General features: G+C 65.7%; 10 protein-coding genes. 4 read left to right on the forward strand and 6 right to left on the reverse strand.

What is annotated here, in order from left to right:
• Positions 1–7 precede the first annotated feature (7 nt).
• Entirely contained in the window at positions 8–1,177 is a 1,170-nt protein-coding gene (locus CO669_RS03225) for an acyl-CoA dehydrogenase family protein (protein ID WP_097657719.1), read from the reverse strand.
• A gap of 125 nt (positions 1,178–1,302) precedes the next feature.
• Between CO669_RS03225 and CO669_RS03230 the strand changes: the two genes are divergently transcribed.
• Positions 1,303–2,223, forward strand: coding sequence for a LysR substrate-binding domain-containing protein (locus CO669_RS03230; RefSeq protein WP_097657720.1), 921 nt, complete (start codon positions 1,303–1,305; stop codon positions 2,221–2,223).
• A 251-nt stretch (positions 2,224–2,474) separates the two neighbouring features.
• On the opposite strand, the gene CO669_RS03235 is transcribed toward CO669_RS03230, so the two are convergent.
• Both CO669_RS03235 and CO669_RS03240 read right to left on the reverse strand, forming a co-directional pair.
• Positions 2,475–3,749 (reverse strand): cytochrome P450, encoded by a 1,275-nt coding sequence (locus CO669_RS03235; RefSeq protein ID WP_198963795.1) that lies wholly within the window; start codon positions 3,747–3,749, stop codon positions 2,475–2,477.
• A gap of 62 nt (positions 3,750–3,811) precedes the next feature.
• Positions 3,812–5,077, reverse strand: a complete 1,266-nt coding sequence (locus CO669_RS03240) for a cytochrome P450 (protein WP_097657722.1) — start codon at positions 5,075–5,077, stop codon at positions 3,812–3,814.
• 422 nt (positions 5,078–5,499) lie between these two features.
• On the opposite strand from CO669_RS03240, the gene CO669_RS03245 reads away from it, so the two are divergent.
• Together CO669_RS03245 and CO669_RS03250 are read left to right on the forward strand one after the other, a co-directional pair.
• On the forward strand, positions 5,500–6,645 hold the full coding sequence (locus tag CO669_RS03245; protein WP_198963805.1) for a DUF898 family protein: 1,146 nt from the start codon (positions 5,500–5,502) through the stop codon (positions 6,643–6,645).
• 3 nt (positions 6,646–6,648) lie between these two features.
• Positions 6,649–7,761, forward strand: coding sequence for a M48 family metallopeptidase (locus tag CO669_RS03250; RefSeq protein ID WP_097657725.1), 1,113 nt, complete (start codon positions 6,649–6,651; stop codon positions 7,759–7,761).
• Between the two features lie 188 nt (positions 7,762–7,949).
• Here CO669_RS03250 and upp read toward each other — a convergent pair whose 3' ends face one another.
• The 3 genes from upp to CO669_RS03265 all read right to left on the reverse strand — a co-directional run bounded on the left by upp (position 7,950) and on the right by CO669_RS03265 (position 11,294).
• Positions 7,950–8,579, reverse strand: coding sequence for a uracil phosphoribosyltransferase (gene upp, locus CO669_RS03255; protein WP_063196952.1), 630 nt, complete (start codon positions 8,577–8,579; stop codon positions 7,950–7,952).
• A gap of 212 nt (positions 8,580–8,791) precedes the next feature.
• The gene (locus CO669_RS03260; protein WP_097657729.1) at positions 8,792–10,030 is read right to left on the reverse strand and encodes a URC4/urg3 family protein; all 1,239 of its coding nucleotides are present in this window, start codon (positions 10,028–10,030) and stop codon (positions 8,792–8,794) included.
• A 7-nt stretch (positions 10,031–10,037) separates the two neighbouring features.
• Complete coding sequence (locus CO669_RS03265) at positions 10,038–11,294, reverse strand: GTP cyclohydrolase II (protein WP_097657730.1); 1,257 nt, start codon at positions 11,292–11,294, stop codon at positions 10,038–10,040.
• Between the two features lie 325 nt (positions 11,295–11,619).
• On the opposite strand from CO669_RS03265, the gene CO669_RS03270 reads away from it, so the two are divergent.
• On the forward strand, positions 11,620–12,744 hold the full coding sequence (locus CO669_RS03270; RefSeq protein WP_097657731.1) for a threonine synthase: 1,125 nt from the start codon (positions 11,620–11,622) through the stop codon (positions 12,742–12,744).
• Positions 12,745–12,791: the final 47 nt, after the last annotated feature.

Genomic DNA, 12,791 nt, shown 5'->3' on the forward strand with positions numbered 1-12,791 from the left:
GGCGGCCTCAGTACGAGCGCGGCATGCCGAGCACATGCTCGGCGACGAAGGAGAGCACCAGGTTGGTCGAGATCGGCGCCACCTGGTAGAGCCGCGTCTCGCGGAACTTGCGCTCGACGTCGTATTCCTCGGCAAAGCCGAAGCCGCCATGGGTCTGGATGCAGGCGTTGGCCGCCTCCCAGGATGCATCCGCCGCCAGCATCTTGGCCATGTTGGCCTCGGCGCCGCAGTCGAGCCCGGCCTCGTACTTGCGGGTCGCTTCCTTCACCATCAGCTCGGCCGCGCGCATCGAGGCGTAGGCTTTCGCGATCGGAAACTGAATGCCCTGGTTCTGGCCGATCGGGCGGCCGAACACGCTGCGCTCCTTGGCGTAGTTCGTCGCCTTCGCAATGAACCATTTGGCGTCGCCGACGCATTCCGCGGCGATCAGGATGCGCTCGGCATTCATGCCGGAGAGGATGTAGCGGAAACCCTTGCCTTCCTCGCCGATCAGGTTTTCCGCCGGCACCTTCATGTCGGTAAAGAACACTTCGGTGGTGGCGTGGTTCATCATGGTGCGGATCGGGCGGATCTCGAGGCCGTTGTTCTTGGCCTCGCGCATGTCGACGATGAAGACGGAGAGGCCGTCGGTGCGCTTCTTGACCTGCTCCTTCGGCGTGGTGCGCGCCAGCAGCACCATCAGGTCGGAATGCTCGGCGCGGCTGGTCCAGATCTTCTGGCCGTTTACGATGTAGCTGTCGTTGCCGTCCTTGCGCGCGAAGGTCTTCAGCGAAGAGGTGTCGGTGCCGCTGGTCGGCTCGGTGACGCCGAACGCCTGCAGGCGCAATTCACCGCTGGCGATCTTCGGCAGGTATTTCGCCTTCTGCTCGGCATTGCCGTGCCGCAGCACCGTGCCCATCGTGTACATCTGGGCGTGGCAGCCGCCGCCGTTGCAGCCGGCGCGCTGGATCTCTTCCAGGATCGCAGCCGCGGCCGACAGTTTCAGCCCGGCGCCGCCATATTCCTCGGGGATCAGCACCGAGAGATAGCCGGCCTGCGTCAACGCATCGACGAAGGCCTTGGGGTAGGCCATCTCGCGATCGAGCTTGCGCCAGTATTCGCCGGGGAACTGCGCGCACAGCTTGGCGACGGCGTCGCGAATGTCGGCATAATCTTCGATGTGGTGTTCTTCACTCATGGCGTTTCCAGTTCTCAGCGGCAGTTAAGATAACGCCGGCCGATCCTCAGGCGTTGTGAAAACAACGCCCGCCCCCTATGCTCATTTGTTATAGCGTATGGAGTAGCCTTCCAGGATTGGCAAGCATGGATTTCCGGCAGCTCAGGACCTTCAGTTGCGTGGCGGAGCTCGGCAGTCTGAGCAAGGCCTCCGACACGCTGCGCGTGGCGCAGCCGGCGCTCTCCAGGCAGATCAAGCTGCTGGAACACGAGCTGCGCGCCGAGCTCTTCACCCGCAACGGCCGCGGCATGGTGCTGACCGAGGCCGGGCGGCTCCTGCTCGCGCGCACCTCCGGCATCGTGCGGCAGATCGACCAGATCCGCGACGACATCCAGTCGTCCCAGGGACCGCCGTCCGGGCAGGTCGTGCTCGGCCTGGTTCCGACCGTGAGCTGCGTGCTGTCGGCGCGCTTTGCGCGGCGCTGCGTCGAAAAATTTCCCGGCATCTCGCTGCGCATCGTCGAGAGCTACAGCGGCCACCTGGTCGAATGGCTGCATCGCGGCGAGATGGATCTCGCCATCCTCTACGGTCGCTCCGCCGACCTGCATCTCAACGTGCAGAGCCTGGGGCGGGACAACATCGTCGCGGTCGGTCCGCGCGGCTGCGGCCTTGCGCGCAGGAAGAGCGTCGATATCGGCTGGCTGCTGCGGCAGCGGCTGGTGCTGCCCTCTCACTCGCACGGTCTCCGCGCGCTGATCGAGCATGCGGCCGCCCAGCGCAAGATCAAGCTCAACGTCCAGCTCGAAGCGGATTCGTTCCGCGTGCTGACCAGCCTGGTCGAGGAGGGCCTCGGCTTCGCATTGCTGCCGCCGTCGTCGGTCCACGGCGAGGTCGCGGACGGACGGCTGGAGACCGCCGTCGTCTCGAAGCCGATGTCGCGCGAGCTCATTTTCGCTTCTCCGATCGACCGCCCGGTCTCGACGGCCTCGCTGGCCGTCACGGCACTTTTGCGCGAGGAGGTCGCCGCCTGCCGCAGGGACGGCGTGTGGGACATCAAATTGAGTTAGATGCCGTGTGGTAGAACAGCCGGCCGCCGCCGTGCCTTCGCATCTGGCGCGAGCTGTCATGCCCGAATTTTATAGCTGTGCGCGTCATACTCCGCTGTCATCGCCCGCGAAGGCGGGCGATCCAGTATTCCAGAGGCCGGCGATGGAGAGTTCGCTCACACCACATCCGCCGCGGCGTACTGGATGCCCCGCCTTCGCGGGGCATGACAGCGAGATTGGTGGTTTGCCCGAGACAGTGGCGGCAGCGCAGCCTACCCCGGAATCCTCACCGGCAGCGTCTCGTAGCCCTTGATGAAGCTGGAATAGATCCGCTTGGGCTCACCGACCACCTCGATGCGGTCGAAACGCTTCAGCATCTCCTCCCAGACGATCCGCAATTGCAGCTCGGCGAGGCGCATGCCGACGCAGCGGTGGATGCCGAAGCCGAAGGAGAGGTGGGTGCGCGGGCGCGGCCGGTCGATGATGAACTCGTTGGGCTTGTCGAACATCTCGTCGTCGCGGTTGCCGGAGACGTACCACATCACGACGCGATCGCCCTTCTTGATCTGCTTGCCGCCGATCTCGGTGTCGGCAAGCGCCGTGCGCCGCATGTGCGCGAGCGGCGTCTGCCAGCGGATCACCTCGGGCACCATGGAATCGATCAGCTCCGGATTGGCGCGGAGCTTGTCGTATTGCTCGGGGTTCTCGTTCAGCGCCAGCACCGAGCCGGTCATGGTGTTGCGCGTGGTGTCGTTGCCGCCGACGATGAGCAGGATGATGTTGCCCATGAGATTGTCGGGGTCCATGTGGCGCGTGGCGTCGTTATGGGCCATCAGCGACAACAGGTCGTTGCGGGGTGCGGAGTTGACGCGCTCGTTCCAGAGCTTCGACATATAGGCGTAGCACTCGTCCATCTCGCGGCGGCGCTCTTCGGCGGAGGCGACGATGCCGCTCTTGGGCAGCGCGGTGGAAACGTCGGACCAGCGCGTCAGCTTGCGCCGCTCCTCCCAGGGGAAATCGAACAGGGTGGCCAGCATCTGCGTCGTCAGCTCGATCGAGACGCGCTCGACGAAATTGAAGGTCTCGTTGCGCGGCAGATTGTCGAGCACGGTCTGCGAGCGCTGGCGGATCAGCTTTGCCAGCTCGTCCAGATGGGTCGGCGTGAACATCGGCGACACCGTCTTGCGCTGCGACGAATGCCTGGGCTGGTCCATCGCGATGAAGCTCGGATAGTCGTAGCCTTCCGGCACGTCGCGGATCGAGATGCCGCCGAGCGTGGAGTCCGAGGAGAAGGTGCCGTGGTTGGTGTCGACATGCATGATGTCGTTGTACTTCACCACCGACCAGTACGGCTCGATTGGCGCGTTGGTGCAATAGTGCACCGGCTCTTCGTTGCGAAGCCGCTCGAACCAGGGCCACAGCGTGTCGTCCTGGAACAGCCGGGGCGCGCCGGGGTGGAATTGCGACAGCGGCGTCGCATAGGCCTCCTCGCGGGCCCTGCGCATGCGTTCGGCCTTGTCCACCTTCACCGGCGCTTGAATGTTCATCGTGGTGGCTCCAGTTGGTTCTCTTCTTTGCCTCTCCCCGCAGGCGGGGAGAGGCAGTTGATCTACGCCGCGATCTTCACCGGCAGCTCTTCCAAACCCTTCACGAAGCTCGAATAGACCCGCTTGGGTTCGCCGACGACTTCGATATGGTCGAACCGCCTCAGGATCTCTTCCCAGATAATCTTGAGCTGGAGTTCGGCAAGCCGCAGACCGACGCAGCGGTGAATGCCGAAGCCGAAGGACAGATGCGTGCGCGGGCGGGCGCGGTCAATGATGAATTCGTAGGGCTTCTCGATCGCCTCCTCGTCGCGGTTGCCCGAGACGTACCACATCACGACCTTGTCACCCTTCTTGATCTGCTTGCCGCGGAACTCGAAATCGCTGAGCGCGGTGCGCCGCATATGCGCCAATGGCGTCTGCCAGCGGATCACCTCGGGCACGAAGCTGTCGAGCAGGGCCGGGTTCTCGCGCAGCTTGCGATATTGCTCCGGATGCTGGCTCAGCGCGTGGAGCGAGCCCGACATGGTGTTGCGCGTGGTGTCGTTGCCGCCCACGATCAAAAGCACGAGATTGCCGAGGAAGTTCTTCGCGTCCATGTCGCGCGTGGCAGCGCCGTGCGCCATCATCGAGAGCAGGTCGCTCTTCGGCGGCTGCGCGATGCGTTCCTTCCAGAGGCGCGCGAAATAGCCGGCGCATTCCGCAAGCTCGGCCTGGCGCTCGTCCTCGGTCGCGACGAGGCCGTCAGGCCCGGGAATCGTGGTGGCGATGTCCGACCAGCGCGTCAGCTTGCGGCGGTCTTCCCAGGGGAAGTCGAACAGCACCGCCAGCATCTGCGTGGTCAGCTCGATCGAGACGCGGTCGACCCAGTCGAACACCTCGCCGCGCGGCAGATTGTCCAGGCACTCGGCCGAGCGCTTGCGGATGTTGAGCGCGAGGTTGTCCAGATGCGTCGGCGTGAACATCGGTGCGACGGTCTTGCGCTGGGCGGCGTGCCGCGGCGGGTCCATCGAAATGAAGCTCTCGCGGCGCAGATCCGGATCGATGTCGCGGATCGTGATGCCGCCGAGCGAGGAGGCCGAGGAGAACACGGCGTGGTTGGTCTCGATCTCCATGATGTCGTTGTAGCGCGTCACCGACCAGTACGGCCCGAACATCGAGTCCTTGCAATAGTGCACGGGATCTTCGCGGCGCAGCCGATCGAAATACGGCCAGAACGTATCGGTCCTGAACAACTCGGGGTCGCCCGGATCGAATTGCTCCAGAGGCAGTGAATTGGCGCGTGCGCGCAACGCGTCGAGCTTGGCCGCGTTCTCGATGGTCCCATGCATGACCGCTCTCCCTGGCATCAACCGCGCGTTCTCGTTGAATTCTGCGCTGCGGTATTTGATTTGCAATTACAGCCGGTTGTCTGCGCCGGAGCAAGGGAGAGTTTTGCCACATCCGGCCCTTGCGAGAGGGGAATGCGTAGCCCGGATGGAGCGCAAGCGTAATCCGGGGGTCGAGCCGCAATCGATACTGTCCCGGATTGCGCGGAGCCTGTCATCGGGCGGCGCTTTGCGCCGACCCGTTGGCTCCATCCGGGCTACCGACCTCACAGCGTGATCCCCCGCACACCGTTTGTCGTGAAATCGTGCCAGAAACCGTCTGGAATCGAGGTAAATCGAACCCCGCCATCTTGGGGACCGACTAATCTCTGATCTATAGTTTGACCGGATCAAGACCGCATCCCGAGGTTGCCGCCGTGAACGACATGCAATGGACCCCGATCGGCTCCGAGCCGATTCCGCCGCCGCTGCCGCCCACGCGGGTCGATTTTTCCGGCAACCGCTCCGAATTCCGGAAAATGGTCACCAAGGGTGCCATGCTGGAGCTCGTCACCTTCGGCTTCTACCGGTTCTGGCTCGTCACCGACATCCGCCGGCATCTGTGGGCGAACACCGCGATCGACGGCGATGCGGCCGAATATACCGGCCGGGCCAAGGAGCTCCTGGTCGGCTTCCTGTTCGCGCTCGCGATCCTGGTGCCGATCTACCTCGCCTACTTCCTTGTTGGCATCGAGTTCGAGCGCTGGCAGGGCTTTGCCTCGACGCCGCTGTTTCTCGGCTTCTATGCCTTCGGCCAGTTCGCGATCTTTCGCGCGCGACGTTACCGGTTGACGCGCACGGTCTGGCGCGGGGTCCGGTTCTGGATGGACGGCTCCGGCTGGGCCTATTCGTTCCGCGCTATGGCGTGGGGCCTGCTCGTGCTTCTGACGCTCGGCCTGGCACTGCCGTGGCGCGAGGCCGCGCTCGAACGCTACAAGATGCAGCACAGCCATTACGGCGATCTCTCAGGCGATTTCGAAGGCGACGGCTGGACCTTCTTCAAGCGCGCCTGGTGGCTGTGGCTGCTCAGCCCGATCGCGCTCTTCATCTTCCCGCTGGCGCCGTTCTTCTATGCCGAGTTCAAGGCGCGCGAGTGGCGCTGGTGGCTCGACGGCATCCGCATCGGCGGCGTCAGCCTGTCCTCCAACCTGCCTCATGACGCCTTCTACGGCCTGTACTGGAAGGTGATCGGCTGGTGGATGCTGCTCACGATGGCCTTCTCGGCCTATATGGGTGGCGGCGCCTTGCTGCTCGTCCAGCTGAGCGGCGTTCCGGCCGATCAGATGTTCGGCTCCGACAATGCCGCCAAGAGTATCCCGATGGTGGTGATGATGGTGATCGGCTATTTCGCGCTGGCGCTTGCGGTCAATATCGTGATGCGCGTCTATCTCCAGCGCGATCTCTGGGCCAAGGTGCTGGAAACCGTCGAGGTGCAAAACATCGCCGCCGCGGCGGATGTGCGCGGCAGCGGCGAGCTTGCCAGCGCACTCGGCGAAGGTTTTGCCGATGGGCTCGATGTTGCGGGATTCTGAGTTGTGAGTGATGTATTTGCCGAGGCGCCGGCGCAATCCACCAAGCCAACCATCTTCTTCGACGGGACGTCGAGCCGCCGGCGGCAGGTGACGCTGACGTTCGGTGATGCGCTCGAGATCGCTGAGGAGGGCGGGGCGCCGGTTCGCTGGGCCTATGCCGACATCCGCCGTGCCGACAGTCCGCCGGGGCTCTTGCGGCTGGCCTGCACCACCGCGCCGCCATTGGCGCGGCTCGAGATTCGCGACGCGGTGCTGGCGGCCGACGTGACCGCCCGCTGCGTGCGGCTCGACGAGCACCGGACCTCGCGCCGCGGCGTCGCCAAGATCGTCGGCTGGTCGGTCGCTGCCACCGTTTCCATCGTTTGCGTTGTCTTGTTCGGCGTGCCGCTCGCCGCCGACCGTCTCGCGCCGCTGGTGCCGAAGCCGATCGAGCGGCGTATCGGGGATGCCTCCGAAGTCCAGGTCAAGGCCATTTTCGGCGGCAAGGCGTGCGAAGATCCTGCCGGCAAGGCTGCGTTCACCAAGCTCGTCAACCGCCTGCGCGATGCCGCCGGCCTCGACGACGATGCCATGACGGCCGGCGTGCTGCCGACCGCGGTGCCGAATGCGTTCGCGCTGCCCGGCGGCAAGGTCTATGTGCTGAGGGGCCTGCTCGACAAGGCGCAAAACCCCGACGAGCTCGCCGGCATCCTCGCCCACGAGCTCGGCCATCTCAAGCATTACGACAACATGCGCGGCCTGATCTACAACGGGGGCACCTCGTTCCTGATCGGCCTGTTGTTCGGCGACGTCACCGGCTCATCCGCCGTGATCTTCGCCTCGCGCAGCGTGGTCGAGGCGTCGTATTCGCGCGAGGCCGAGACCGCCGCAGACACCTTCGCGATCGAGGTCATGCACAAGCTCGGCCGCTCGCCGAAGCCCGCTTTTGAGCTGATGTACCGCATCACCGGCAAGGAAGGCGGCTCGACGCTCACGACGATCCTCGCCAGCCACCCGCTCACCGAAGACCGTCTCGCCCGCATGACCAGGGAAGACCGCCCCGCGAGCGGCCCTCCGCTGCTGACGGACAAGGAGTGGCAGTCGCTGAAGCTGATCTGCGGCAGCGGGAAGATCTGAAGCCGTGCGTGGCGGGTAGTGCGCACGCGGCCATCCTTCGAGACGCCCGCTTTGCGGGCTCCTCAGGATGAGGATTGAGTGCGTGGTATCAGTCTTCACAGGCAAGACTGTCACTCAGCCTCATCCTGAGGAGACCGCGGAGCGGTCGTCTCGAAGGACGAGGCGCGCGCTCAGACCCCGCCGAGCTTCTACCGCGTCCCGTAGGCGCGGTCGCCGGCATCGCCGAGGCCGGGCACGATGAAGCCGGTCTCGTCGAGACCTTCGTCCACGGCCGCGGTCCAGATCGGCACGTCCGGATGCAGGCCGCGCAGACGTTCGAGTCCTTCCGGAGCCGCGATCAGGCAGGCGAGGCGGATGTCCTTTGCGCCACGCTCCTTCAGCCGGTCGATGGCGGCCACCGCCGTGTTGGCGGTCGCAACCACGGGCGTCACCACGATCGCGAGGCGCTCGCTGAGGTCGGAGGGCGATTTGAAGAAATATTCGACGGCGGCAAAGCTGTGCGGCTCGCGGTAGAGCCCGATATGGGCGACACGCGCGGTCGGCACCAGATCCATCATGCCGTCGACGAAGGTGGTGCCGGCGCGCAGCATCGGCACGAACACCAGCTTCTTGCCGGCGATCTTGGCCGAGTGCATCGTCGCCAGCGGCGTCTCGATCACGGTGTCCGCGAGCGGCAGATCGCGCGTCACCTCGTAGCAGAGCAGCATGCCGATCTCCTTGATCAGCTCCCTGAACGATTTTGTCGAGATGGACTTGTCCCGCACCAGCGTCAGCTTGTGCTGCACCAGCGGATGATCGACGATCGTGACGCCTTCCATGATGAGAAACCTTTCTTTCTTCTCCACTTGCGGGAGAAGGTGGCATAGGCGGCCTCAGGCCGCCGTTCTTAAGAACGCCGAAGCTTAGCTTCGGCTACGGCGCCGGATGAGGGGTCGTCTCCGCGAACTCCATTGAGAGACGGGCTCGCGGAGAGAACCCCTCACCCGGCTTCGCTGTCGCGAAGCCACCCTCTTCCACAAGGGGAGAGGTTTTAGAACACCGTGCCGTCGCTGATCACTTTCAGCGGCGGCGAACCATCGGGCCTGCGCGCAAAGGCAATGGCGCGGCCGGCGGCCCAGCTGCCGCCTTCCAGGACGCTGGCGAGCGGCAATGTCTCGGGCGTGCGGCCGAGTTTTGCGCGAACCAGTTCAGCCAGACGATCCAGCAGCGCCACCGTCAGCGCGCGCCATTCCACGACGAGCAGCGAATCCACGGCATGCGCGCGTTCGGCATCCGCGGCATCGCGCAGGCGCAGCACCTCGTGATCGACGAACAGGCCGCCATTGCGGTATTCGGCGAGCCCGGTCAGCCCGTCGATGTCGGTGACTTCGAAGCCGGCGCGCTGCAGCGGCTCGATCAGCGAATAGCTCAGCCATTGCGACAGCTTGTGCAGCGGCACGAGGCCCGCCGTTGCGTCGTCTGCTGTGATCGCCGGATGCCGCCAGCAATCGCCGAGCGGGACGCCGGCGAGTTCGAGCCGCGACGGCCAGATCGGCCCGAGCTGGTTCAGCACGGCCGACAGGATCGCGGGCGCGGCGATGGCGCCGCCATTCGCTTGCGCCGCAATGTAATCGAACAGCCCGCCCGGCCGCGGCGTGTCACGCAGGCCGAACACCTCCGCGCGCTTCGAGACCTGCTTGCCCAGACATCGCAGCAGATCGGTGCGCCCGTCGAGCCCGAGCAGCGGATTGGCGTCGCTCACCTGGAAGGCCGAGGCGAGGGAGGCGAGCGGCAGGTTTGCAAGCGCCGTCGCATCGGCTCTGAATGGCGAGCTGGCATCGCCGGAGAAAAGACCGCTCGCAAACATCTCGAGGCTCGCGATGGCAAGCCCCTCGGACCGGCCGATGCTCTCGCCCGTCGCGGCGTCGCGATATCGCCAGGCTGCGCCCGCGCCGGCATCGAGCAGCACGCTGACGATGGCAAGGTCGAACTCCGCGCGCGCCCGCGCGGCGCGTTCCGGCCACGGCAGCGCATTTGCAAGGCCTGCCCAGCGGTCGACGCCGCCAATGACAAAATGCCGCCACCGCGCGTGGAAAGGCACGTCCAGCGCCGGATAGGCTTTTCGCGTCACCGCGAGCACGGCCTCGGCCACGCCATCCATGCGGTCGAGATCGATCGTGAAGTGGTTGAGCCCGCCGGCAAGGCCGATCCGAAGCATCTCGCCGGCGCGCGCGCGAACCGCTCCTGCGCTGAGCAGGGAGCGGGCCTGTTGTTCCAAAGCATCCGCCATTGCGCGATCAGTATTTTTCCAGCGAACGTCCGACCACGCCGTTCACGTCCTTTTCCGGTGCGATGTCGGACGAGTAATAGCCGGCAGCCTTCTTGGCGGCGATCTCGACATGGGCGTCGGCCGGGATCAGCTCGAGCGGGATCGGCACGCGCTCGACGATGTCGATGCCTTGCGAGGTCAGCGCGTCGTATTTCATGTCGCTCATCGACAGGAAGCGGTCGATGCGCTTCAGGCCCAGCCAGTGGATCGTATCCGGCATGAGCTGCTGGAAGCGGGCATCCTGCACGCCGGCGACGCATTCGGTGCGCTCGAAATAGGCGGCGGCCGCATCGCCGTCCTCCTGGCGCTTGCGCGCATTGTAGACCAGGAACTTTGTCACTTCGCCGAGCGCGCGGCCTTCCTTGCGGTTATAGACCACGAGCCCGAGCCCGCCCTCCTGCGCGCCGCGCGCGGATTCCTCGATGCCGTGGATCAGATAGGGCCGGCAGGTGCAGATGTCGGAGCCGAACACGTCGGAGCCGTTGCACTCGTCATGCACGCGGCAGGTGATCCTGGTGCGATGGTCGGGCAGCTTGGTCACGTCGCCGAACATGTAGACCGTGGTGCCGCCGATCGGCGGCAGGAACACCTTCATGTCCGGCCGGGTCACGAGCTCGGGGAACATGCCGGCGGTCTGCTCGAACAGCGTGCGCCGCAGCTCGGTCTCGCCGGTGCCGAAGCGCGCCGCGAGGCCGGGCAGGTACCAGACCGGGTCGATCGCGATCTTCACCACGGAGACGCTGCCATTGGCATGCACGACCTCGCCGTCGGCGCGCAGCCGTTTTGCGGCGAGCGCCTCGCGGATCTCCGGCAGGTCCAGCCGCGCGCGCGTCACCGCGATGCTCGGGCGGATGTCGGAGCCTTCGGCGATCTCCTTGCCGAAATTCTCCGCGACCAGATGCCCCCAGGGATCGAGCGCGACGATCTTGGCGGGATCGCGCCATTGCTCGAACGGGCCGATGGTGGCCGCCGGAAACGTGTTGGTGAGATCGGGCCTGCGAATCGGATCGAGCGCGCCGGCGGACACCGCGAGCGCGCGGTACATCGCATAGGAGCCGCCATGGCTGCCGATCACGTTGCGATCGCCCGCGCGTGACACCGTGCCGATGATCGGTCCGCGCGCGCGTGCGTCGGCCGCGCCCCAATGGATCGGGAAGGCGGACTTGCGGCCCGGCTCCGGATGCGAGGTGAGGCGGATGTGGTCGGTACGGTTCGCGCGGCTCATGTCCAGGCTCCCAAAAAGCCAACGGCCCGCCGCTCGGACGGGCCTGGCTCGCTTGCGGCACCACCCTCGGAACGTCGGCGACGCAAGCTCAATCAAACATATTGTAGCCGCCGGCGACGACAGACAAGTTAATCGTGGGGTCGGCCCGAAGGCCCGCTCCCACGCTCGCCTGGTCCGGCGAAAGGCGCCACAACAGGCCGTATATCTATGTAATCATTTGGATTTTTGAAGGGGCCGGCGGCCCGTCTGCGGTCCAAACAGGTGACTGGATAAAACCTGCATATTCGGACATATCGACCGGATCGGTCCTGTCCCGGAGACCCCCATGCCTGCCAGCTACATCGATCCCCGCAACGGAAAGCTCTACCCGCTCGACCAGCCGCGCTGGTGCTCGGACGAGCGCACGCCGCTGCTGGTGACGCCGGGAGCGGGGATCTCGCGCGACGATGTCGACACCAGCACGCGGTCGCTGTGGCGCTACCGCGCGGCGCTGCCGGTCGAGATCAAGGATCCGATTTCGCTTGGCACGGGCTGCACGCCGCTGGTCCAGCAGAACTGGGGCGATCTGCGCCCGCATTTCAAGCTGGAATGGTTCAACCCGACCGGCAGCTTCAAGGACCGCGGCTCGGCCGTGATGCTGTCCTTCCTGCGCCAGATCGGGGTCGATGCCATTCTCGAAGACTCCTCCGGCAATGGCGGTTCGTCGATGGCAGGGCTGGGCGCCGCCGGCGGCATGCGCGTGAAGATTCTTGCGCCCGCCTCGACCTCGCCGGCCAAGATCGCGCAGGTGCGCGCCTATGGCGCGACGGTGCAACTCGTCGAAGGCCCGCGCGAGGAGTCCGAGGCCGAGGCTATCCGCCAGTCGAGCCAGACGTTCTATGCCAGCCATAATTGGCAGCCGTTCTTCCTCGAAGGCACCAAATCGCTGGCCTATGAGATCTGGGAGGATCTCGGCTTTCGCGCGCCCGACAACGTCATCGTTCCCGTCGGCGCCGGCTCGAGCCTGCTCGGCTGCGCCTTCGGCTTCCGCGAGCTGTTGAAAGCCGGCCAGATCGCAAAACTGCCCCGGCTGTTCGCGGCACAGCCGCTCAACTGCTCGCCGATCGATGCCAGCTTTCAGGCGGGCGTCGATACGCCCGTGGTGCGCGAGGTGAGCAAGACCATCGCGGAGGGCACCGCCATCAAGCATCCGCTGCGCCTGCGCGAGATCATCGCCGCCTTGCGCGAGAGCGGCGGCGGCACGATCGCGCTTGCCGAGGACGAGATCGTCGCCGCCTTGCGCCGCCTCGCGCGCCAGGGCCTGTTCGCCGAGCCGACCAGCGCCGGCGCGGCGGCGGCACTGGACAAGCTGTCTGCGGCTGGATCGATCAAGGCGAACGAGACCACGGTGGCGGTGCTGACCGGCACGGGCCTGAAAGCCGCGACGACGGTGGCCGATCTGGTGCAGTAGGCGGAGGTGGCGCTTACCCTCCCCTGGAGGGGGAGGGTCGATCGCGC

The sequence above is a fragment of the Bradyrhizobium sp. Y36 genome, assembly GCF_002531575.1.
Lineage (GTDB): Bacteria > Pseudomonadota > Alphaproteobacteria > Rhizobiales > Xanthobacteraceae > Bradyrhizobium.